Annotated in this window: 22 protein-coding genes; 9 read left to right on the forward strand and 13 right to left on the reverse strand. The window is 39.7% G+C overall.

Annotated elements, in window-relative coordinates; all coding sequences use genetic code 11:
- Positions 1 to 258 precede the first annotated feature (258 nt).
- Together BLV99_RS02645 and nth are read left to right on the forward strand one after the other, a co-directional pair.
- On the forward strand, positions 259 to 1053 hold the full coding sequence (locus BLV99_RS02645; RefSeq protein WP_086183633.1) for an RnfABCDGE type electron transport complex subunit B: 795 nt from the start codon (positions 259 to 261) through the stop codon (positions 1051 to 1053).
- Position 1054: 1 nt separating this feature from the next.
- Positions 1055 to 1750 (forward strand): endonuclease III, encoded by a 696-nt coding sequence (gene nth, locus BLV99_RS02650; protein WP_092687443.1) that lies wholly within the window; start codon positions 1055 to 1057, stop codon positions 1748 to 1750.
- A gap of 2 nt (positions 1751 to 1752) precedes the next feature.
- Here the strand turns inward: nth and BLV99_RS02655 are convergent, their stop codons facing one another.
- The 4 genes from BLV99_RS02655 to BLV99_RS02670 all read right to left on the reverse strand — a co-directional run bounded on the left by BLV99_RS02655 (position 1753) and on the right by BLV99_RS02670 (position 4682).
- The gene (locus BLV99_RS02655) at positions 1753 to 1935 is read right to left on the reverse strand and encodes a hypothetical protein (protein ID WP_034697385.1); all 183 of its coding nucleotides are present in this window, start codon (positions 1933 to 1935) and stop codon (positions 1753 to 1755) included.
- Between the two features lie 96 nt (positions 1936 to 2031).
- A complete protein-coding gene (gene adk / locus BLV99_RS02660; RefSeq protein ID WP_074943360.1) occupies positions 2032 to 2691 on the reverse strand; it encodes an adenylate kinase in 660 nt (219 codons plus the stop codon).
- A 91-nt stretch (positions 2692 to 2782) separates the two neighbouring features.
- The gene (locus BLV99_RS02665) at positions 2783 to 4099 is read right to left on the reverse strand and encodes a DUF445 domain-containing protein (protein ID WP_086183635.1); all 1317 of its coding nucleotides are present in this window, start codon (positions 4097 to 4099) and stop codon (positions 2783 to 2785) included.
- A gap of 64 nt (positions 4100 to 4163) precedes the next feature.
- On the reverse strand, positions 4164 to 4682 hold the full coding sequence (locus BLV99_RS02670; protein WP_086164570.1) for a hypothetical protein: 519 nt from the start codon (positions 4680 to 4682) through the stop codon (positions 4164 to 4166).
- Between the two features lie 231 nt (positions 4683 to 4913).
- Between BLV99_RS02670 and mrdA the strand changes: the two genes are divergently transcribed.
- The 4 genes from mrdA (at position 4914) to BLV99_RS02690 (ending at position 8846) form a co-directional block, all read left to right on the forward strand.
- Positions 4914 to 6920 carry a penicillin-binding protein 2 gene (gene mrdA / locus BLV99_RS02675; RefSeq protein WP_092687447.1) on the forward strand — a complete coding sequence of 669 codons (2007 nt, stop codon included), beginning with the start codon at positions 4914 to 4916 and terminating at the stop codon, positions 6918 to 6920.
- Positions 6921 to 6923: 3 nt separating this feature from the next.
- Entirely contained in the window at positions 6924 to 7484 is a 561-nt protein-coding gene (rsmD, locus tag BLV99_RS02680) for a 16S rRNA (guanine(966)-N(2))-methyltransferase RsmD (protein WP_092687450.1), read from the forward strand.
- Positions 7485 to 7624: 140 nt separating this feature from the next.
- Positions 7625 to 8359 (forward strand): sulfite exporter TauE/SafE family protein, encoded by a 735-nt coding sequence (locus BLV99_RS02685; RefSeq protein ID WP_092687453.1) that lies wholly within the window; start codon positions 7625 to 7627, stop codon positions 8357 to 8359.
- Positions 8360 to 8516: 157 nt separating this feature from the next.
- The gene (locus BLV99_RS02690) at positions 8517 to 8846 is read left to right on the forward strand and encodes a hypothetical protein (RefSeq protein ID WP_092687456.1); all 330 of its coding nucleotides are present in this window, start codon (positions 8517 to 8519) and stop codon (positions 8844 to 8846) included.
- 144 nt (positions 8847 to 8990) lie between these two features.
- On the opposite strand, the gene BLV99_RS02695 is transcribed toward BLV99_RS02690, so the two are convergent.
- Entirely contained in the window at positions 8991 to 9578 is a 588-nt protein-coding gene (locus BLV99_RS02695; RefSeq protein ID WP_086183640.1) for a 1-acyl-sn-glycerol-3-phosphate acyltransferase, read from the reverse strand.
- Positions 9579 to 9872: 294 nt separating this feature from the next.
- Here BLV99_RS02695 and BLV99_RS02700 point away from each other — a divergent pair, with 294 nt between their 5' ends.
- The 3 genes from BLV99_RS02700 to BLV99_RS02710 all read left to right on the forward strand — a co-directional run bounded on the left by BLV99_RS02700 (position 9873) and on the right by BLV99_RS02710 (position 13646).
- Positions 9873 to 10361 carry a copper resistance protein NlpE gene (locus tag BLV99_RS02700; protein ID WP_092687459.1) on the forward strand — a complete coding sequence of 163 codons (489 nt, stop codon included), beginning with the start codon at positions 9873 to 9875 and terminating at the stop codon, positions 10359 to 10361.
- 252 nt (positions 10362 to 10613) lie between these two features.
- Positions 10614 to 11282: a copper resistance protein NlpE N-terminal domain-containing protein gene (locus BLV99_RS02705; protein WP_167356290.1), complete on the forward strand. Its 669-nt coding sequence runs from the start codon at positions 10614 to 10616 to the stop codon at positions 11280 to 11282.
- Between the two features lie 273 nt (positions 11283 to 11555).
- A complete protein-coding gene (locus BLV99_RS02710; RefSeq protein ID WP_092687465.1) occupies positions 11556 to 13646 on the forward strand; it encodes a TonB-dependent siderophore receptor in 2091 nt (696 codons plus the stop codon).
- Positions 13647 to 14007: 361 nt separating this feature from the next.
- On the opposite strand, the gene BLV99_RS02715 is transcribed toward BLV99_RS02710, so the two are convergent.
- The 8 genes from BLV99_RS02715 to BLV99_RS02750 all read right to left on the reverse strand — a co-directional run bounded on the left by BLV99_RS02715 (position 14008) and on the right by BLV99_RS02750 (position 22308).
- Positions 14008 to 14712 (reverse strand): ABC transporter ATP-binding protein, encoded by a 705-nt coding sequence (locus BLV99_RS02715; protein WP_092687468.1) that lies wholly within the window; start codon positions 14710 to 14712, stop codon positions 14008 to 14010.
- Positions 14705 to 15928 carry an ABC transporter permease gene (locus BLV99_RS02720; protein ID WP_092687471.1) on the reverse strand — a complete coding sequence of 408 codons (1224 nt, stop codon included), beginning with the start codon at positions 15926 to 15928 and terminating at the stop codon, positions 14705 to 14707. The genes BLV99_RS02715 and BLV99_RS02720 overlap by 8 nt, the downstream gene beginning before the upstream one ends.
- The gene (locus tag BLV99_RS02725; protein ID WP_092687474.1) at positions 15925 to 17154 is read right to left on the reverse strand and encodes an efflux RND transporter periplasmic adaptor subunit; all 1230 of its coding nucleotides are present in this window, start codon (positions 17152 to 17154) and stop codon (positions 15925 to 15927) included. Before BLV99_RS02725 ends, BLV99_RS02720 begins: the two co-directional genes overlap by 4 nt.
- A gap of 207 nt (positions 17155 to 17361) precedes the next feature.
- On the reverse strand, positions 17362 to 17862 hold the full coding sequence (locus BLV99_RS02730; protein ID WP_086164287.1) for a Dps family protein: 501 nt from the start codon (positions 17860 to 17862) through the stop codon (positions 17362 to 17364).
- 572 nt (positions 17863 to 18434) lie between these two features.
- Entirely contained in the window at positions 18435 to 20069 is a 1635-nt protein-coding gene (gene groL, locus BLV99_RS02735) for a chaperonin GroEL (protein WP_086164288.1), read from the reverse strand.
- 58 nt (positions 20070 to 20127) lie between these two features.
- Positions 20128 to 20418 (reverse strand): co-chaperone GroES, encoded by a 291-nt coding sequence (locus tag BLV99_RS02740; RefSeq protein WP_086164289.1) that lies wholly within the window; start codon positions 20416 to 20418, stop codon positions 20128 to 20130.
- Between the two features lie 197 nt (positions 20419 to 20615).
- A complete protein-coding gene (locus tag BLV99_RS02745) occupies positions 20616 to 21389 on the reverse strand; it encodes a metallophosphoesterase family protein (RefSeq protein WP_092687477.1) in 774 nt (257 codons plus the stop codon).
- Positions 21370 to 22308: a diacylglycerol/lipid kinase family protein gene (locus tag BLV99_RS02750; protein WP_092687480.1), complete on the reverse strand. Its 939-nt coding sequence runs from the start codon at positions 22306 to 22308 to the stop codon at positions 21370 to 21372. Before BLV99_RS02750 ends, BLV99_RS02745 begins: the two co-directional genes overlap by 20 nt.
- Positions 22309 to 22541 lie beyond the last annotated feature (233 nt).

Genomic DNA, 22541 nt, shown 5'->3' on the forward strand with positions numbered 1-22541 from the left:
CCAATCCACAATAGTTATTTTAAAAAAAATGAAAAAAAGTTTTAATAACATATATTTATATTAACTATAACCAACTAAATTCGCTGAACCCCAGCATGTTTCATCGCTGTTTTCATTGACTTTTTTGCTCAATAATAATGCATTCATGGCGCTATTTTCGGGCAAGAGATTAAACAATAAAATCATGCTAAAATCGCACATCTTGACTCAATCTTCTTTTCTGTATGCTGCTATTTCTTTAGCAGTTGTGGTTTACACATGAATTCTCAAATTGCTCTCATCCAAAATATTGATGCCTTACTTCCTCAAACCCAATGTGGTTTATGTGGTCATCGAGATGGATGCTTACCTTATGCCAAATCCATTGCAGAAGGTGAAGAAGCCAATAAATGTGTCCCTGGAGGTCAACCTGTCGCTGATGCACTTGCAGCGCTGCTTAAACGCCCTCAATTACACGCCGAAGAAAGTGTTTGGCCTATTCAAAGTGATGGTCGTCCACAGCGCATGAAAGCGATTATTCGTGAAGATGAGTGTATTGGCTGTACCAAATGTATCAGCGCTTGTCCTGTGGATGCCATTATCGGTTCAGGTAAACTCATGCACAGCATTTTGACTGATTTATGCACGGGCTGTGAACTTTGCATTCCGCCCTGCCCTGTCGACTGCATTGATTTAATTGAAGATGATCACATTTTACCGAATGAGACATTACGTATTAGCGAACAAAATGACTTACGCAATCGTTATTACTCACATATTCAACGTGAAGAACAACGACGTACCCATCGTAAGGGCCCTGTGGTACGTGCCAATATTGACACTGCATTATTTGCTCAATTTTCAGCTCAAGATGACCGTGTGCCTGACATCTTGATTACGCAAATTGAAGATAAACCAGCGGTTCAGTTAGATGCTCAATCCACCATTGAGTTGGCAAAAATTCGAACACAAATCAAAAAGTTAGAAAAACAGCTCAGCGTTCGTGATGATGCAAAAAAACGTCTGCTCTTAGATGAACTCAACCAACAGCTCAATGCTTGTCAAGGAATGTAAAATGCCTGTAAAGAATATGACTAAAAAACAAATTCAGGTATTTTTTGAGCGATTACGTGAGCAAAGACCCAACCCGAAAACTGAACTCAATTATTCCAGTCCTTTTGAGCTTTTAGTCGCGGTTACGCTTTCTGCACAAGCAACCGATGTGAGTGTCAACAAAGCCACCGACCAGCTATTTCCGATTGCCAATACACCTGAAGCAATCTATGCGTTAGGAGTCTATGGTTTAAAGCAATATATTAAGACCATTGGCTTATATAACGCTAAAGCCGAAAATGTGATTAAAGCATGTAAGATATTGATCGAGAAGCATAATAGCATCGTACCCAACAACCGTGCTGACTTAGAAGCATTACCGGGTGTGGGGCGTAAAACGGCAAATGTGGTGCTTAATACCGCCTTTGGACAAGCGACCATGGCAGTCGATACCCATATTTTTCGTTTAGGCAATCGTACAGGTTTAGCGGTAGGCAAAAATGTGCTCGAAGTTGAACAGCGACTGCTTAAAGTGATTCCTAAAGAATTTATACTGGATGCACACCATTGGCTGATTTTACATGGTCGTTATTGTTGTATTGCCCGTAAGCCCAAGTGCAATGAATGTGTGGTGTCTGATGTCTGCCAGTGGCCAGATCGCTTTGAATTTGGCGCAGCCAAAAGCATTGCAATAAAAATGCTGCAAGACCAAAACTAAATTTAGTTTTGATCTTTATTTTTCTGTTGCAACTTCGGATGGAGTTGACGCGCTGATTGGCTGTTTTTCTTTTCTGCCGCTTCTTGCTTTTGCACGTGACGTAAAGCTTTAAAACTCTGAACCATTAAGGCCAATACCACAAGACCAAATACAATCACCAGTACAATTAAACCCATTTTCAGCAAGATAGCATCCTCAAAATTTTGCACAAATTAAAAGAGCCCTAATATGACTTAGGACTCTTTTAATGTCAAAACATTCACCGCACTATGGCATATGAATTATTTTGCTTGATCTAAAATTGCAAACAAATCTGCTTGAACTTCATCAATTGGACGAAGACCATTGAGTTTGTCATACGTCGGTGCATTTTCACCAGACGCTGCACGACCTTGGTAAAAACCGACCAATTGTTCAGTTTCAGTATGATATGAACCAAGACGTTTACGAATGGTTTCTTCTTGATCATCTGGACGTTGAACTAAATCTTCGCCAGTTTCATCATCTTTACCTTCCACTTTAGGCGGATTGTAAACCATATGATAAACACGACCAGAAGCTGGGTGCTGACGACGACCTGAAAGACGTTGTACAATTTCTTCATCTGGAACATCAATTTCAATCACATGATCGATATTAATACCTTCGCCTTCCAAAGCTTCTGCTTGAGGAATCGTGCGTGGGAAACCATCAAAAATGCAACCGTTTACACAATCAGGTTGAGCAATACGTTCTTTCACAAGACCAATGATTAGCTCGTCAGATACAAGACCGCCGCTCTCCATCACGCTTTTAGCTTTAAGACCTAATTCAGTACCTTCACGAATTGCAGCACGGAGCATATCACCGGTTGAAATTTGTGGGACATTGTAGCGCTTACAGATCAACTGAGCTTGTGTGCCTTTACCTGCTCCAGGTGGTCCGAGTAATATAATGCGCATAAAAAAACATCCTCATTTAACAATGTATATGACGCTTTGTTCATGCCAAATCTATTGATTCACCATGTAGTCCAGCATCCAATTAATCTAATTATAAGAAAGCCACAAACAAATGTATTGTACCTGCTATAAATCCAGTTACGCCACCCAGAACAATCAAAATCCATTCGTCTTCCTGAAAAGCAGGCCGTAATAAATTTTGAAACTCTCTTGGTGTCAACTCTAGAATACGCTCTCTAAACATTTGATAGATTTTCTGTGCACGGCTCGCATTAAACGCAGGGTCGCATACAGGCACCATCGTAATTTCAATTGAGCGATCGATCAAGTCTGTCTTGAGTTTTGCATACTCTTTTGGCCCTAAAGAGAGTTGTAAAGAGGTTCTAACCAGAGGTGTTTCCATAATTTGGTTAATATGGCGTTTAACAAGGCGGCGAGTTTTATCTTTCTTCCCGCCATACATCATTTCCGTCATAATGGATTTTAACGTAATTAGGTCTTCTGTGACTACTCGTGCAAAGACATCTGATACTTCATCCTGACGTTTCATAAACGCGCCTTGAATATTGTATGTGCCAATACGTGGAATCACGGGTTTTACCCACGGGAATTTACGATCTTTAGTTAATTCAAAGAATTGTGGATAACGTACATAGTGTGGTTCAAGTGGATTAAACACCATCCAGATCGCAATCCAGTTGGTCAAAAAGCCCCAAATAGATGCCCAAAAAGGTACAGTCCAATGCCATGGTACAACGAACCAAACAATCATTTGGAATACACCAAAGAACATTCCAATGAGCGCACTAATATGCCAAATAAAATTGATCTCTTTCTGACCGACTTTAAGAAACATATTGACCATTAAACGGCGATCACCTTCCATTTGGCGAACCACCATTTCACGCATATCAACAAGTGACTCGACGTTCATGGTCAGCTCAGTCACAAGTTCTCTTAAAATACCCGGCAATTGTTTATGCGCTTGAGCATAAATTCGACGTTTAATCGAATAAGGTAAGTTTTCCCAAAGGACAGCATTACGTTCAAGCATCGTTTCATCAATGAGGTGTTCAAGTTCCAAACCGACTTGCTCACCAATGATCCGTGCCATATCTTCAGGATCCATTGCATCTAAAAATTCACGCAAAGAGCCCAATTTGGATAAGGTGTTATCGGTAATAATGCCTGAAATACGACCCGCTTTACGTGGCACAATTCCCTGCCAACCGACAGGTAATGGACCTAAATGGAATCCCCAAAAAGTAAGCGGATAAAATACCATTTTAAGCGCCATCCACACATGCGCCCAAGTGACAAAAGCCGTGACTGGGATAATGCTTAGTACTGCCCAAAAATCAGGACGATTCAAGAAGGTTTGCCACAATTCGTTGACGTACTCAAGCATGCATAAAATCCATATTTAATTTTTAATCACAAAATAATAAATGTTATAAAATCAATTTTTTTTACTATAAACCAATACTTAGGGTATAGGAAAATTGTAGCCTTGGCTGTGTCTCAGCAACCACATAACCCGATTTATCCTTAAGCTCTTCACCCGCACCAATACCAACACTAAAAGTACTAATCCGTTCAGAACTCAATAACACATAGGCTAAATCAACCCCTGCACCCAATCGCGCTTTATACTCATTGTCTACGCCCTTACTTTCAATATGTCCCGCATAGACACCAATATAATAGCCATTCTTATCTTTACCAGTGAGGTGATAAGGATAGCGAAATCCGACTTGACCACCCGCAGTATAATCATCATCGATAAAAACACCTGCTTTAGCATAAGCAATCCCATAAGGATTTACCCACTCTACATTCATATGAAGCATTTCTTGTGTAAATCCTGCCCCTAAATTCCATGCTGTTGCACTTTCTGGTGTCAATTTAGCTTCTGGTAAATATGGATTATCTTGTGCATACGCTACATTGGTTAGCGCAAAAAATGCCAATAAAGGATACATTTTTGTCATTTTTTTCATCGTGGTCCCTAATTCTATTTTTAATACAGTCCTTTTTCAATTTTGACTTTAGCAGAATTATGAGAACTCTTATATACTGCACTTTACAATTTTAATGTCTGTAAAGTCAAAGTTTAAGCTAAACAAGCCCAACTGTTTACCTGAACAAATATCAAAAAATGATGATATGCATTAGAATATGCCTCTGGTTTTTCCACTCTCCTGTATGTAAGTCGATCACGTATGAAGCAGCACTTTCCTTTAAAAAATGCTCAACAAGAAAAGCGCATTTATCGCAATCGAATTTTTATCTCGGCCGGGATTGTTGCATTCTTTCTGTTATTACTGATTGTTCGTTATGCTTACTTGCAAATCTCACATTATGATGAGTTTTCAACTGCATCGGATCAAAACCGAATTCGCTTGCAACCTTTAGCACCAGCACGTGGCTACATTTATGACCGTAATGGTATTTTGCTCGCTGACAACTACCCTGTATTTTCAGCAACCATGTCTCGTGCAGATGTTGACGATATTGATGGCACCGTACAACGCTTAATTCCAATTTTGGGCTTGACTCAAGAAGATATAGACCGTTTTAGCAGTCGAATTAAAACCTCAAAAAAAACAGAACGTGTTTCGCTTAAACTTAATTTAACTGAAACGGATATCGCTAAATTTAGTGAAGTTAAATTCCAGTTTCCTGGGGTCAATATAGAAACCCAAATGACTCGCTACTACCCACATGGTGACCTGTTTGCTCATGTGATTGGTTATGTGGGACGTATTAATGACAAAGAATTAAAATCCATTGATAAAGACTTATATGCAGGCACCAACTTAATTGGCAAAATTGGCGCTGAAAAATCCTATGAAGAACTTTTGCACGGTGTACCAGGCAATGAATCTGTCGAAGCAGATGCCCACGGCAATGTGCTGCGTAATTTAGGACGTAAAGATCCCATTCGTGGCAATGACTTATATCTGTCGATTGATTATGGCTTACAAGTGGTCGCGACAGAACAGCTTGCGGGGCGACGAGGTGCAATTGTGGCACTGAACCCGAAAACGGGGGAAATTCTAGCACTGGTGTCTAGTCCAAGTTTTAATCCCAATTTATTTGTCACAGGCATTAGCACTACCGATTACAGCGCATTACGAGACAACCTAGACCAACCGCTTTATAACCGTGCTGTTCAAGGTGCCTACCCTCCCGGTTCAACCATTAAACCAATGTTTGGTTTAGGCGGGATCCATTATGGATATGTCGATTGGAATACGGCAATTTCTGACCCCGGTTATTTCACCTTACCTGGCGATAGCCACCGTTTCCGTGACCACAAAAAAGCGGGGCATGGCGTGGTCAACATGCATAAAGCCCAAAATGTATCTTGTGATACTTATTTTTATGTATTGTCCTACCGTATGGGTATCGACAAAATGAATACGTGGATGCGCCAGTTTGGTTTTGGTGAAAAAACAGGTGTTGACTTACCCAGCGAAAGTACAGGTTTATATCCAAATCCAGAATGGAAAATGCGAACCCGTAAAAGTAAGTGGCTAAAAGGTGAAACCATTTCCGTGAGTATTGGCCAAGGTGCTTTTACAGCGACCCCATTACAACTGGCAATGGCAACAGCAATTACAGCAAATCAAGGCTCGCACATTACCCCGCATGTACTGCGCGAAAGTCATGGTGCAAAACCATATACCCCTATCAATGCACCCAATGGGAAAATTCAGTTTAATGGGCAACCTGAAGACTGGATTAAAATGCGAGATGCAATGGTCGATGTCGTTGACACGGGTACGGGTCGTGGTATCCGCACCCCTATGTATAAAATTGCAGGTAAAACAGGAACAGCACAGGTTAAAAGTATTGCCCAAGGAAAGAAATATAACGAATCATTATTGACCGAGCGTCAACTGGATCATGGTTTATTTGTCGGTTTTGCTCCAGCTGAAAATCCTGAAATTGCCATTGCAGTGGTTTGGGAAAATGGTAAACACGGCGGTTCAGCTGCACAATTAGCCCGTCCTATTTTTGATTATTGGCTACTTAAACGTGAGAAAAACCCAATCCGTCCCGCAGCGCATCAAATTAGCGGTGGCTTAATGACAGCAGGAATTAAACCCGGTGAATTACCAAGTGGTACACCTCCTGTGACGGGTGCGGCTCATCCGAATCAACCTCAAGCCACAACTCAAGCTCCAGCATTAACCAGCCCACAACAAGTACAGGGTGAATGATCTATGAAAAATCAACTCCGCATTATTGGCGGTGAATGGAAACGCCGCCAACTTCCTTTTGCCAGTGTGGATGGTTTACGTCCTACACCTGACCGTGTACGTGAAACGTTGTTCAACTGGTTAATGTGGGATATTCAAAATACTCACGTTTTAGATCTTTGTGCTGGCTCTGGTGCATTAAGTTTTGAGGCATTGTCACGTGGCGCAGCTCACGTCATCATGATTGAACCGAATCGCAATCAAGCTGAATTTTTAACCAATAACTTGCAATTGCTTAAAGTCACCAATCAACGTGCAAAATTAAAAATTGCAACGGCACAACAAACCTTGCCTACGCTCAAAGAACAATTTGATTTGGTTTTTTTAGATCCACCTTATAGTTTGGATTTATGGCAAGAACTGGCTCAACTTGCAGACCCTTTAATTAAAGATAAGGGTTTCATTTATGTTGAAGCAGATCGTGACTTAACCCAATTAAAACTGCCATCGTCTTGGCAACAAATCAAACAAACCAAAGCTGGAACAGTACGCTCTGGGCTATATCAAAAACAAGATTTTAATTAAACCCAATGCAAAAGGATTCCACTATGGAATCCTTTTTTATTAAATTTTCTACTTTAATTTGCAGAAATACAGCTAAATATAGACTTGGCTTTTTCACTCATCTTTAGAATACTGCTCACTTTCCTTTTGTACGCATCGCTATGACTTGGCTGTTATTTATTCTTGGTGCAATAGTCGCTGGTTTTGTACAAGGACTTACAGGTTTTGCCTTCGCTTTAATTGCCATGTCTTTTTGGGTATGGGTACTCTCTCCTCAGATTGCCGCACCTTTAGTGGTGTTTGCGTCGGTATGGAGCCATATTATTTCTTTATCCAATGAACCGAAACAAGTTCATCTGAATAAATCACTGGTTTTACCTTATTTAATTGCGGGTATGATTGGCGTTCCATTAGGCAGTTACTTACTCCACATTATTCAAGCCGATACCTTTAAATTAATTTTAGGCTTATTTTTAATTGTGTGGTGCCCGATGATGCTTTTTAATCCACAATTTCCACGCCTGCAACAAGCCGGAAAATTTGCAGATAGTTGGGTTGGCTTTATCGGTGGAATATTGGGTGGTTTAGGCGGATTTTGTGGTGCACTGCCTTCCGCTTGGCTGATGCTCAAAAACTTATCCAAACAAGAACAGCGCTATATTTTACGCCATTTCAACTTCGGCATTCAGGTCTTTACCTTACTCGCATATTTAGTCCAAGGCACACTGGATATACAATTACTCCCTTATCTGCTGATCTTGCTTATTTTTGTCAGTTTCCCTGCCATTTTAGGGGCAAAATTATTCTATAAAATTTCAGAAAAACAATTTAAACATATTGTTTTAAGTCTTTTATTTTCATCTGGTTGTTTCTTAATGTTCAGTAATCTGCTCTAACTTTCAGACTGATTGTGAGGTTTATTCTTTTATAATAAGTTTCGCAATTAATCCAAATTTCATTTAATCAAAAAACAGCCAATCAATATGCAATCAAGCATTTATAATAAAAAAAACTTTATACAATATCGGCTTCCCTTCACCAGTCGTTTTAAAAATGAAAACCTTGATTTTATTAGCAGGGATTATTCTTCTCACTGCCTGCTCCTTGGGTACATCACGTGAAGTCAAACTTGCTGAAAAAATGCTCTCACATTTTCAATGTAATAAAATTGAAAGTGCACAAATGACACATAATTCTATAACCACTTATCACGAACAATCTTTAGCCTCTAGCCATCAAAAAGCCAGCTTGTATGTACAAAGCTATAAAGATGGTGAACAATTATTTGATATGCCCTTAACTGAAGTCATTGAGCAGCAATATGTCATTTACAAAGCAGCTTGCCAAAATTTAGGGGGGATTGAACCGACATTTGCTGAATAAAAAATGAATTCAAATAAATTGATGAATGAGATGAAATTCTATTTTTTATTAAAATTATCAAACATTAAGCTCAGATCTTTGTAATGGAGCAATCTAAGCCTTACTTTAAAGTCAGACAGGGATCACACCCTGTCTTTTTAAACATTATGCTTCAGGGTAATAGCGTGTATCTACGCTAAATTTTTCTGGAAATTTAGGATTAATTTGAGCATAGAAACCCATAATTTCAGCCATATCTTTCTCATAATCCCCTGTCGGATATACAATTTTTCCTACGCCCGTTTTTTTCTTGGCATAATCCATATAAGCCAAAGCAATCGGTACACCCGCACTGATGGCAACATGATAAAAGCCTGTTTTCCATTGTTCTTGTTTGGCACGTGTCGCTTCGGGTGTTACCAACATCACCAACTTTGGATGCTGTTTAAATAAGTCTGTCATGACCTGAACCATACTAAGACGAGGTTCACCTGCATTTTTTGGCGTTCGGTCTATACCTATTCCGCCCATCGCTCTTACAAATGGACCAAATGGCAGTTTCATGTAACTGTCTTTAATGGTTAAACGAACATTAACGCCTAAAGCTTTAAGTGCTAAACGTGCGTATAAGGCATCCCAATTACTGGTGTGTGGCGCGGCAATCATGACACATTGATCTAAATCAAGCGGCCAATGATTATCCAGTTCCCATCCCATCATTTCTAAACTTTGTTCAGCTAATTTTTCGAACACCTAAAAACACCACACTTAAGAAAGTGTGCAGATTCTAACAATGCGGCTGAAATATGAAAGCACAATACGATCAATAAATAATCAATTAATGTATAAATGTATAAATTAATTGCTTCATTATTTTTCAAAATTTCTCTTCTTGACGAAAATCATGACCTTATTTTAAAAATGATAAAAGCGGAATCAATCAAAATCCATGTACAGAATAACAAAGCATAACAATATCTATATTTAATAAACTTCATTTTTTTCGTAGTTTTAGCAGTTGCATTGAAACATCTTAGGAATCACCTCATGAAAAAAATAATTTTCATTCTCTCTCTGACCACATTGGCTTTAAGTGCATGCACAAAACCAAATAATGATACTCAGCAGACCAATAAAGCACCTGAAACTACAGCAACGCAAACGACTGAAACTACAGCGACCCAACCTGCAATGCCAATGGGTGACACAGCCGAAACTTCACTGGATTGGGCGGGTGAATATACAGGCATTTTCCCCTGTGCAGACTGCGAAGGAATTGAAACAGAACTTGAATTAAAAGCAGATAAAACCTATGAGCTCACAGAAGAATATCTCGGTAAAGGAAAAGGCAATGAATTTAAAGTTAAAGGAACATTTAGCTTTGATCAGAACAATCCATCCGTGATTAGTTTAGATAAAGCTGGAGAAAATCGTAAATTCTTTGTCGGTGAAAACTTTGTTGAAGCACGTGAGATGGATACAGGTAAAGCGATTGACTCTAAGCTTAATTATAAACTACAGAAAAAGTTGAATTAATTCCGCTATTTTTAGCCGAAAAAGCCTGAAAGATGGCTTTTTTGGCTACTTTTCTGATGCATTAATCATGATTTGCTACAAATAAATGACTTATTTTGCTCATCTAGACTAGATAGATCATTCAGTTGTGATTATGTTTAAAAAAACCTTTTTTATAATTTGATGCTCATTATGAAAAAAACGATGATTTTGCTCGGTTTTTTTCCCATACTCTTTTTAAGTAGTTGTGAGAAATCATCAAGTACGTCCTCAATGAAACAAGATGCTGATCCACATCAACACTCCTTAAAATCGGTGCAGACTCAAGTTCCAGACTGGCTTGGCCAGTATAAAGCGTTCGTTCCTTGTCATTCTTGTGAAAAAAAACTGATTTCATTACAACTGAATCAAAATAAAACCTATACCTTAAAAGAAGTTCAATTCTTTAAGCAAAAGCAGCAGCAAAAAGAATCTTCGGGAACACTTCATTTCAATGCTCAAAATACTAATTTGGTGCAATTAGTCGAAGATAAAACCCACAAAATTCATTACATTGCTTTGCATAATCAGTTCATTGAACTGCTTGATCAAAATAAAAACCGCTTTGAAAATTTCGAAAAATATCAAATTCCGAAAGTACAGCATATTGAAGTTAATAATGCACTTAAACATGTCAGCATACAGGCAGATTTATTTAAAATAGAAAAAATAAATCTGAATAGCATTGAAAATACAAAACTAACGTATCTCTTTGAAATTAATAATCTCTCAGATCGTGTACTTAAGTTACGCGACAACGATATTATTTTAGTCGATGAAAAAAATAATGAGCACATTTCAACAATAGAAAATAGCCTCATTGCTCCCAATAAAACCCGTTATGAGCTTGTCTCCTTTGTTTATCCTAAACCCTCCCCACCCACTTATATTAAAATTAAATAATTTCAAGTTTAATCTCAGAATAAGAAAATCCCCGCACTATGTGGGGATTTTTAAGGTCGAATAACTTATCTGACTTAGATGATTATTTTGGTGAGAATCATTGTCTAAAATAACCATACCAATATTCCTGTAAATAACACTAAGCCTCCTCATGCCTCAATTAATTGTAATCACAGCAATTTATGTTCTAAAGCCATAAACATGAATGGCTGAAAATAACGATATGTTATATCATAACAATAATATTCATTTATCTTTGGACTTTGCTTAATAATGAAATACAAGACCACTTTTCTACCTGTTTTGAGCTTCTCATTTATTTCCTGTTTTGCTTGGGGCGATGATATGACGGTGTTAGAAACCATTAAAGTTCATGCTGAGGCTTCATCGGAGCATGATTTGCAAAAAAATACTGCTGCGACCAAATTTTCACATGATGTATTAGATGTTCCCTTCAATCGTGCTTTTATTGATTCCGAAACGTTAAAGCAACAAGATGCTCAACGGATTGACGATGTGCTCACCTTAGTCAGTGGTGTTTTTCATCAAAACAACTATGGCGGTGGATTTTGGGATAATTACTCTTTTCGTGGCTTTAGTAGCGATCCAAGTTTAGGTGCAGCAATCATTCGTAATGGCTTAAGTGTTAATCGTGGTATTAGTGCACCCAAAGATATGGTCAATATTCAATCTCTCGATTTTTTAAAAGGGCCTGCCGCAGCACTATATGGCCGTGGTGAAACAGGTGGGTTACTGAACATCAATAGTAAAAAACCGCTTTGGCAATCTGAAAGTGAAATTAACTTAAGTACCAACACCTTCGAACAATATCGTTTCAGTGCCGAGCACACAGCACCTTTAAATGATGAAATTGCTTATCGTTTTGCAATAGCACATGAAAATAATCAGAGCTTTCGAGATCATGTATCTAGTGAACGCTGGTTCTTTTCGCCTCAACTCTCTTGGAAAATTTCAGATCAAACCCAACTGGATTTCGACAGTGAATTTACCCAGCATATGGGTACATTTGATCGCGGGGTTAGCACCCTTCATCAACAATTTGTGATGGATCCTAAGACCTTTACTGGTGAACCCAGTGATGGAGACATGCGCGTAAAGGATCATTTTTTCCAGCTACGTTTAAATCATGCTTTAAATGATGTATGGCGCTTTAAAACAGCTATCAGCTATAAAGATGCTCAAATGGTCGGTTATTCAACTGAGCCACGTCGTATTCAGGCAGATGGACAAACTCTAGAGCGTCAGCGCCGTTATCGTGATTATCAAAGTGAAGATGTTCTATGGCAAAATGAGTTACTTGGCACAGTTGATCAGAATTGGGCACGCCACGAATTACTGGTTGCAACCGAATTAGGACAACTCGATTTTAAACAATATCAATTACGCCGTAACCATAGTACTGGTTATTTAAATACCATCGATATTTATCAACCTATATATGGTGTGTATGCTCCTGAGCTGGCAGCGTTTACCAACACGCAAGAACGACAACGCTATGCTGCGATTAATTTGCAAGATCAAATATTCTTCAATGATCAGTGGAGTATTTTAATTGGTAATCGCTACGACTATATCCAACAAAATTTTGAAAATCACTTAAATGCAAAGCAAGACAAACAAAACCTGCAACGTAATAGCCCACGTGTAGGTATTAATTTTAAAATTTCAGATCAAGCGTCTATTTATAGCAACTATGGACATTCTTTTGCCATGAATAGCGGTATCAATCGTTTAGGCGAGACTTTCGCTCCAGAACAAGGGCAAAGTTATGAATTAGGTGGAAAATATCGCTTAAATGAAGCAAGTTTAGTGAGTATGGCACTCTTTAAAATAAAAAAACAAAATGTGTTAACCACTGATCCGATTGACTCTAACTTTCAGACCACTGCTGGGGAAGTAAGCAGTCAAGGCATCGAATTTGATTTAAACAGTCAACTCACAGACCAGTGGACAATAGCAGCAACCTATAGTTTGACTGATGCTAAAATTGAAAAAGACCAAGATTTGGCAAAAGGTGCTCGTTTAAGCAATATCCCAAAACATCAAGCCTCTCTAAGTAGCCAATACGAATGGTTATTACACGGTACTCAACGTGCTGGAATTGGAGCAAATATCATTCATGTTGGGGAACGTAGTGGACATAACTTAGATAATGGCTTCAATCTGCCAAGTTATACCTTAACCAATTTAAATGCTTATTACTCACCCTCTGAGCAGTTACGTTATCAACTAAACCTAAACAATGTATTTGACGAAAAGTACTATGTTTCTAGTTATAGTGAATTATGGGTTCAACCGGGCGAACCTTTAAATGCTTCTGTTTCTGCACAGTTTAAATTTTAAATTATTTTATATGCACTCTCGTACTACTCGCCAAAAGTTAGATACCTCATCTGACTTTTGGCGGTGTGTTCTATAGAAAATAATAAGTTTTAAATGACGATAAGATCATTCTCATTTTTTAAAAAAATTATTGGAAATTTTAAACAACCCCATTATGCGCAAAAATAGGTTGGGCAAACAAAAAACAAGCAGACTGTTATCTCAAGATATTGCGCTTTGAGATGCATTGGAAATGCTTTACAGCACTTAAATTATGCTTGGCTATATAGTTTAGTTTAAAAATAAACCTTATATAAATGACAATAAAGTGCTCATTCTTGATTGCTCTAAATATGCTGACGGTTAAATGGATAAATCTGCGTTAATTATTTTTCGAATCACTTTCAATACGCCCATCAACCAAATTAATGGTTCGATCACAGTTCGCTGACAGACGTGGATCATGCGTAACCAGCAGTACTGCACAGTCTCGCTCACGATTCACTTTACGGAATAACTCAAAAACCTCAGCAGCCGTCTGGGTATCCAGATTACCTGTAGGTTCATCGGCTAGAAGCAATGCTGGCTCAGTGATAAGTGCTCTGGCAATCGCGACCCGTTGTTGCTGACCACCCGAGAGTTCATTCGGTTTACGATGAGCAAACTTTTCCAGACCAACTGCGGCAAGCAATTCATATGCTTGCTGTATCGCAAATTTATCGGGTTTGCCTCTTGTCAGCATCAATGGCATCAACACATTATCCAAAGCCGTAAAAGCTTGAATAAGGTGGTGAAACTGAAAGACAAATCCGATACTGTTGCCGCGCAGTGCAGTGCGTCCAGCATCATCCATGCCACTTGTCGCCTGCCCCAAAAGATAAAGCTCACCGCTGCTGGGTTTATCCAGTAAGCCAAGAATATTCAACAAAGTACTTTTACCAGAGCCAGATGGACCAATGAGTGCAGCAAAGTCGTGGCGTTCAATACACAGATCAATGCCATGCAACACCTCAACCTCATTGGGTTGAGCAATATTGTAAGACTTACGCAGCGCCTCTAGGCGTAACACTTCAGCAGACTTAGACATGACGAATCGCCTCCACTGGATCCAGTGCTGCTGCACGGCGTGCTGGTACAGCAGCAGCCAACACACCAGTAAGTATGGCCAATAATAATGCCAGCATAATCAGCTCGATAGACACGGGAATATAAAATAAACCCGGGCCAAAATTATTAAATACCCACACCAATGCGTAACTTGCCAAACTGCCCAGAACTGAACCAAGCAAGCCAAACAGCGCACCCTGAAAGAGAAAAATTCGTAAAATTTGCTGTCGAGTCGCGCCTGTCGCACGCAAAATACCAATTTCTCGGGTGCGCTGTACGACACTAACTGACAATACACTGGCAATGCCAAAGGCTACCGAAATAGCCACAAAAACAATAATCATACTGGTCGATAGACTCTGCGCTGAAATCGCATTCATTAATTGCGCATTGGTTTTAATCCAGCTTTCAGCTTGCAGCGATGTCAGACGTCCAACCTGCGCAGCCACATTTTCTGCCTGAAAAATATCTGCGACGGTTAAGTCAATGACCGTGACCCCACCGGGGAGACCGAGTAAAGATTGTGCTTGCTTCAAATCTAGATAGACATAGCGAGCATCCAGCTCACGTACCCCCAGTTCAAATATACCGGCAATATTTACCACCGCACTGTTCTGCTGACCAGTATCCAGTCGCAGCTTATTGCCTACTTGCACCCCCAGATCTTCAGCCAATTGGCTGCCAATCAGCACATCATTGGCTCCCACGCGTAGCTGACCACTGATCAGATACTGTTTAAGGGGGATGATTTTCTGATAACGCTCAATATTTATACCTACCAATGCCACCGACTCCAAAGCATCACCACGCTGGGCAAATGCAGGCCCAGATACGACTGGTGACACAGCTGTCAGTAATGGCAACTGATCTAGAGTTGCTGTAATTTGCTGCCAATTGTTGATAGAGCGCAAGCGCTGTGGGCGTTTATCTTCCTGCAACAACTGTAGAGTACCCACTGCTGGTGGTACTATTTGGTTCACATCATCTGGTGACAGCAAACGGATATGGGCCTGAGTGCCTAAGGTACGCTGGATAATATTGGACTGTAAACCTTGCATTAAAGCCGTAACAAACACAATCACAGCCACACCCACTGCAACACCCACAGTAATCATGGTGGACTGCGCACGCCCCTCGCGCAAAAAACTGATCGCAATAGTCCACTCGATCCAAAGTCGCCCGAAAAAAATTTTCAATCGAATTTCACCGGCAATTCATTTTTGCTGTTTGCGTCATTGGTATTATGAGTAAATGGTGTTTTTTGCAGCTTTAAGCGTACCCGCGTACCATCCGCTAGTGAAGATTCAGCATCAGTCAGTACATGATCACCTGCACTTAAACCTGACATCACTTCAGACATGGCCAAACCACGTAAACCTAGATTGACCTGTTGACGCTGTATTTTTCCATCTCGCAGCAACAGCACCACTGCCTTATTTCCTTGCACACGACTTAAAGCATCATTTGGAATAACCAACGCTTGCTCTCGCTTGCCAGTTTCGATATTCACCGATACGGTCATATCCTGACGCAAAAATTCAGGCACTGGATTAACCGCCAACCGAACCTCCACCGTACCACGCTGTGGATCAATGCTGGGTGCAATAAAATTGATACGGGCAGGAAAAGGTTTATCTGGATAGGCATCGGCAATGACTGCCGCATTTTGCTGCAAAGCAAGCCGTGGTAAATTTCGCTCGTCGAACGGCACACGAATTTCCGTGCTGCCATCAAGTGCAATAGTAAGCAGAGTTCGCCCCGGCTGTACCAGATCGCCTGGCTCTACATTACGTGTCAGCACTGTACCTGCCACTTCGGTACGTACTTTTGTTTTAGCAAGTTGTGCCTGTAGCGCAGCAAGACGCTCACGGAGCAAAACTTCCTCAACTTTACCGGGTGCCAGTGCGGCCACTCTTAAGCGAGCCGACTTAACGTTATTGCGGGCAACCTTCTCAGCTTTCTCCGCCTGTTCCCTAGCTTCGGCCGACAACATTTCAGGTTCAGTCAAATTGCGTCTACGCTCCGCTTCACGGCGAGCCTGTTCAAACTGTACTTTCGCATTCGCCAAATCCACTTCAGCTTGTGGACGCCTGCTGGTCGCCAACTCGGTCAGCGCAGCCTCGGCCTGCCGTACCTGAGCAGTCAGCTCATCCGATTTCAGTACCAACAGCAAATCACCGCGTGAAACCCGATCTCCTTCTTGCACAAGCCGCTCAAGTACCACCCCAGTAATTTCACTGCCAATCTGGGTGCGTGACACCGTTACTACTCGCCCAGTCGCAACCACTGTTTGTACCAATGGCATCGACGCAACGGTATAGCTCGACAACAGCGGCCCCTGCCACCAATGAAATACCGCAAAACCAGCTGTGAGCATAAGCAGTATAATAATAACCACAGATTTATAGCGAGCAGCGCGCAATGAGCTTCTCCAGTTCAAATTAAAAGCGTAGTACATCAATCAAAAGTACCATGCCTCTGTAAAATTATATATTTTAGAGAGCATTCAAAAATCTGTCTCACTCACTCAACGAGAAATAAGACAGATTTTTTAAGTTAACAGTAACCCATTGAGCTTAGGTTACTTTTATAAATAAAATCCACATATTAAATAGAGAGATGTCTATTTTTACTCTTCTAAAAGACTTCTTAACATCCATGCTGTTTTTTCATGTACTTCAAGTCTTTGTGTGATGATATCGGCTGTTGGCTGGTCATTTACTTCATCGACAATCGGGAAAATAGCTCGAGCAGTGCGCGCAACAGTTTCATGAGCATTGACCAATAAACTGACCATTTCCTGTGCTTTTGGAACGCCTTCCACTTCTTTAATTGCAGTTAATTTTACAAATTGTTTATATGTCCCGGGAGCCGGAAAACCTAAAGCACGAATTCGCTCAGCAATGATATCCAATGCGTTCCATTGCTCAGTATATTGGTTCATAAACATGTTATGTAAGCTATTGAATTGTGGCCCTGTAACATTCCAGTGAAAGTTATGGGTCATCAAATATAAAGTATAGCTATCAGCAAGTAGTTTGGATAAACCTTCAACAATTTTGGCACGATCATTATGAGAGATGCCAATATCAATTTTCATGGTTTTAGATTGTTTTTTAGAATTAGCCATTTAAAGACTCCTCATTATTTAAGTATTTGTTTATTCTATATAAAATTAAAATCTATCACTAAGACCATAAGTTCTGTCGAACAAAGGATATCTGTTGTTATACTCCCCTAACAGCATTTTGCAAACCTTTACAATCATTAGATCTTATTATCACAAGATCTGCCTTAAGCTGTATCGCAGCAGAAATACAGCTTCCCCAAGCACTAGATTTTTAATGACTTTCGTTTCTATTTTAACACCCGCTATATGTGCAGTTTTGCTTGTTTCTTTTAACACGTCCTCTGCATTAGCATAGGCTTAAAAATTATTTCTAGGCACAGATATAGTCGTAATAGAAGCCTACCTGTGTGAATAAATCTTTTAAAAGCATAAATGAACCAAGTGTGTTCATTAACTGAGATACATCCAAGCCTTAAATCAGTTGGAAATAACATGAAATCCAAGCATAGAAAAGGTCGCATTTAAGCGACCTTTTCTACAACAAAAACAAATGTGAGTCACACTGTGCGTAATCTTGATATAAAAGTAATATTTATAAAAAATTACAACAACAAGTATTACTCAAAGGCAGATTACATCATACCGCCCATACCACCCATGCCGCCCATATCTGGCATAGCAGCTTTGTCTTCTGGGATATCAGTGATCATGCATTCCGTTGTTAACATTAAAGCAGCAACAGATGCAGCATGCTCAAGTGCAGAACGCGTTACTTTAGCTGGGTCAAGAATACCCATTTCAAGCATATCGCCATATTCACCTGTTGCAGCGTTATAACCGAAGTTACCTTCACCATTTTTAACAGCATTGATGACTACAGATGGTTCATCACCCGCATTGGCAACAATTTGACGTAAAGGCGCTTCAATTGCACGACGTAAAATGTTGATACCAACATTTTGGTCATCATTCACGCCAACTAAACCATCAAGTGCAGAAGCAGCACGTACCAACGCAACACCACCACCCGCAACTACACCTTCTTCAACCGCTGCGCGAGTTGCATGAAGTGCATCGTCTACACGGTCTTTCTTCTCTTTCATTTCAACTTCTGTTGCTGCACCAATTTTGATGACTGCAACACCGCCTGCTAATTTAGCCACACGTTCTTGAAGTTTTTCTTTGTCATATTCTGACGTTGATTCTTCAATTTGTGCACGGATTTGAGTAACACGTTCAGAAATTTGAGCTGCATTACCTGCACCATCAACAAGTACTGTATTTTCTTTAGAAACAGTCACTTTATGCGCTGTACCTAAATCTTGTAATGATGCAGTTTCTAAAGACATACCAACTTCTTCAGAAATCACAGTTGCACCAGTTAAGATCGCGATATCTTGCAGCATTGCTTTACGGCGGTCACCAAAACCAGGTGCTTTAACCGCACATACTTTAATAATGCCACGCATGTTATTAACAACAAGTGTTGCTAACGCTTCGCCTTCAACATCTTCAGCAATAATAAGCAGCGGTTTACCGGTTTTCGCAACAGCTTCTAACACTGCAATCAATTCACGGATATTGCCGATTTTTTTATCAACAAGCAAAATGAACGGATTTTCAAGTTCAGCCGTTAACGTTTCTTGTTTGTTTGCAAAATACGGGCTGATATAACCACGGTCAAACTGCATACCTTCAACAACGTCAAGTGAATCTTCAAAGCCTGAACCTTCTTCAACCGTGATCACGCCTTCTTTACCCACGCGTTCCATTGCTTGTGCAATGAGTTTACCCACAGTGGTGTCAGAGTTTGCAGAGATTGAACCCACTTGTTCAATGGCTTTCGTGTCTGAAGCTGGTTTAGCGGTTGCTTTAATATTTTCAACCACTGCACGAACAGCAAGGTCGATACCACGTTTCAAGTCCATTGGGTTCATACCCGCAGTTACTGACTTGATGCCTTCATTCAAAATAGCTTGCGCCAATACAGTTGCAGTCGTTGTACCGTCACCTGCGATGTCATTGGTTTTTGAAGATACTTCACGAACCAGTTGAGCACCCATGTTTTCGAATTTGTCTTTTAAAACAATTTCTTTAGCAACAGTTACACCATCTTTAGTGATGTGCGGTGCACCAAAAGAACGATCAATAACAACGTTACGACCTTTAGGGCCTAAAGTAACTTTTACTGCATCTGCAAGTACGTTTACGCCTGCAATCATTTTGCTGCGCGCTGAATCACCAAATTTTACATCTTTAGCTGACATGACTTACTCCAAATATTTTTAATTTTTCAAGAATCTGATTCAATAAAACAGGTCTGTATTAGCCTTCTAAAACCGCTAAAATATCAGACTCTTTCATTACAAGAAGTTCTTCACCATCAACTTTTACTTTTGTTCCCGCATATGCGCCAAACAATACATTATCACCAACTTTAACATCTAAAGCACGCACGCCATTGTCTGTAATTTTACCGTTACCTACAGCAATGATTTCACCTTGAGCAGGCTGTTCAGCTGCTGAAGTGCTTAAGATTAGACCACCCGCTGTTTTGGTTTCCTTTTCAACACGGCGAATAACAACGTTATCATGTAAAGGACGAATGTTGCTCATTTGAAACTCCATCTACCTGATTGTAAGAACAGGTCTTTATACAGTGAATTGATAATGACTTAATTATTCCGTGGGTCATTATCAGAAAATAATTTCGATGACACTTTTGTGGGGATGGAAAAAAACGCTTCAAGGGTAAAATGAAAAAATATTTATGATTTTGTCTTTTTTTTATTCAATTCTCGCTATTTCTGGACTTAATCCGCATTTCTTTTATGCAGAACAAAATCACCTAACGCATTATCAAAATAATAATGTGCAATAGCACAATTAGAATGAATTACATTAAAACTGTTTGGCAAACCGCCATGTAAGCGATAGGAAGTTGCTGTTCCTGCATGAATTTCTAACACAGAATGACTCACATTTAAGTGGTAAAGCGCATTTAAATCATAAACAGCAGTATGATGTAAATGACCATGTAATAAGCCATTTAGACCACTTTTACTCCACACTTCCAGCGCCATTCGCCCTAATATTGGACAATCTTTTACGCCATGTTCAGCATTTGGAGGCGTATAAAAAGGCTGATGCGCCACAATTAATTTAATTTTATTTGGCGGTGCATGCTGCAAAGACTGATCAATCTGCTGAATTTGCTCCAGTGAAATATGCCCTTTGGTATGATAACGCCGCCGAATACTGTTCACACCCACAATAAAAAAGTGATCTGTTTCAAGTGTGGTTTCCATGTTGCCAAAAAACAACTGATAACGGGTAAATGGACTGAAGACCCGATTCCATAAATGATACAGTGGAATATCATGATTCCCCGGCACGACCAAATAAGGCAGCTTCAAACTGTCCAAAAACTGTTTACAATCATAAAACTGTGTATAACGCGCACGTTGGGTTAAATCACCACTGACTACAACAGCTTCAATTTCATGTTCTAGACAAAATAGCCTGATCGCAGCCATACAGGCAGATTTCTCAGTGCCAAAATGTAAATCAGACAGGTGCAGAATCATAAGGCACCATGACTTTTAACGCATTTTTCCGCACAGTAATTTTTAATGGCGGCTGCATTTCAACAATTTCTCCATCGATGGCAACGGTCAGCTTGTTGCGCTTCGAATGAACCTTGACTTCATCTGCGGCAAAACTGTAAACATCTGGGGCTTTTTCCAAATTTCCTTGAATCAATTGCCACAGCATTTTAAATAAGGTCAGTTTGTCACTTTTAGCGACCACCACCCCAGCAACCTGTCCAAGTTCTGCGCATTTGGCAATCTTCAAATTCATTTCCGCCAATTGCAGTTGATTATTGCCAAAAAAAATCAGCGGTGTTTTCACTGGATACTTTTTACCATCCACCTCAACCTCAAGCTTCAATTCCTTGCGATCACGAATTAACACATCCAGACTTGAGGTATACGCATGTAAAGGAAATCGACCAAAACGCTGATTGTAAAGTTCGCGCTTCTGAATAAATAACGGATACAAGCCTAAGCTGGCATTGTTTAGGTAAATGTGATTATTGATCTGTGCCACGTGAATATTTCTGGTGGTTCCTGTAGCAATAACTTCTGTGGCTTCAAGCAAATCCAGTGGAATATTCAGCACCCGAGCAACATAGTTAAAAGTACCTAAGGGTAAGATTCCCATCGGAATATCCAAACCCATTAAACTTGCAGCGACGGCATTTAAAGTACCATCGCCCCCTGCCGCAACAATAACCCCTTTATGTTCGCAATCCCGATGCCGTGCCAATACCTTTTGCATCAAGAGATCAAAACTACGCTGTGAACTGATTTCAAAAGACTGAATTTCAAAACCATGCTTAGATAACCGATTGATGATTTGCTCATAAAACTCAGCTTGGTTTGAAGCGTGAAATCCTGACTTTGCATTATAGATAATGGATAATGGTTTGTGCTGTTTAAACATTTTTATACACAATTAAAGCTTTTGTTCTAATTTCAACCAGTTGAGCTATTATTTAAAGCCCCTTTATGTAAATATTGAATTAGCACCATTTATTTAATCAATAACAATTCTCATAAAGAAGTAACACATAAGTAGCTGATTATTAAAAACATAATTAAAATAAATAACACTCATAAATACATTAAATAAAGAGATATGAATTAAAAAAACCCAATAAACAATTGTATTTTATG

Source organism: Acinetobacter kyonggiensis, assembly GCF_900107285.1.
Taxonomy (GTDB): domain Bacteria; phylum Pseudomonadota; class Gammaproteobacteria; order Pseudomonadales; family Moraxellaceae; genus Acinetobacter; species Acinetobacter kyonggiensis.

Bases quoted from the DNA above. Each gene is read 5' to 3' on its own strand.
- BLV99_RS02715 (WP_092687468.1), bottom strand. From the start codon at position 14,712: ATGTCTAAGTCTGCTGAAGTGTTACGCCTAGAGGCGCTGCGTAAGTCT.
- BLV99_RS02730 (WP_086164287.1), bottom strand. From the start codon at position 17,862: ATGGCTAATTCTAAAAAACAATCTAAAACCATGAAAATTGATATTGGC.
- BLV99_RS02645 (WP_086183633.1), top strand. From the start codon at position 259: ATGAATTCTCAAATTGCTCTCATCCAAAATATTGATGCCTTACTTCCT.
- BLV99_RS02690 (WP_092687456.1), top strand. From the start codon at position 8,517: ATGAAAACCTTGATTTTATTAGCAGGGATTATTCTTCTCACTGCCTGC.
- BLV99_RS02685 (WP_092687453.1), top strand. From the start codon at position 7,625: ATGACTTGGCTGTTATTTATTCTTGGTGCAATAGTCGCTGGTTTTGTA.
- BLV99_RS02750 (WP_092687480.1), bottom strand. From the start codon at position 22,308: ATGTTTAAACAGCACAAACCATTATCCATTATCTATAATGCAAAGTCA.
- BLV99_RS02700 (WP_092687459.1), top strand. From the start codon at position 9,873: ATGAAAAAAATAATTTTCATTCTCTCTCTGACCACATTGGCTTTAAGT.
- BLV99_RS02670 (WP_086164570.1), bottom strand. From the start codon at position 4,682: ATGACAAAAATGTATCCTTTATTGGCATTTTTTGCGCTAACCAATGTA.
- adk (WP_074943360.1), bottom strand. From the start codon at position 2,691: ATGCGCATTATATTACTCGGACCACCTGGAGCAGGTAAAGGCACACAA.
- nth (WP_092687443.1), top strand. From the start codon at position 1,055: ATGCCTGTAAAGAATATGACTAAAAAACAAATTCAGGTATTTTTTGAG.
- BLV99_RS02710 (WP_092687465.1), top strand. From the start codon at position 11,556: ATGAAATACAAGACCACTTTTCTACCTGTTTTGAGCTTCTCATTTATT.
- BLV99_RS02665 (WP_086183635.1), bottom strand. From the start codon at position 4,099: ATGCTTGAGTACGTCAACGAATTGTGGCAAACCTTCTTGAATCGTCCT.
- BLV99_RS02740 (WP_086164289.1), bottom strand. From the start codon at position 20,418: ATGAGCAACATTCGTCCTTTACATGATAACGTTGTTATTCGCCGTGTT.
- BLV99_RS02705 (WP_167356290.1), top strand. From the start codon at position 10,614: ATGAAACAAGATGCTGATCCACATCAACACTCCTTAAAATCGGTGCAG.
- rsmD (WP_092687450.1), top strand. From the start codon at position 6,924: ATGAAAAATCAACTCCGCATTATTGGCGGTGAATGGAAACGCCGCCAA.
- groL (WP_086164288.1), bottom strand. From the start codon at position 20,069: ATGTCAGCTAAAGATGTAAAATTTGGTGATTCAGCGCGCAGCAAAATG.
- mrdA (WP_092687447.1), top strand. From the start codon at position 4,914: ATGAAGCAGCACTTTCCTTTAAAAAATGCTCAACAAGAAAAGCGCATT.
- BLV99_RS02745 (WP_092687477.1), bottom strand. From the start codon at position 21,389: ATGATTCTGCACCTGTCTGATTTACATTTTGGCACTGAGAAATCTGCC.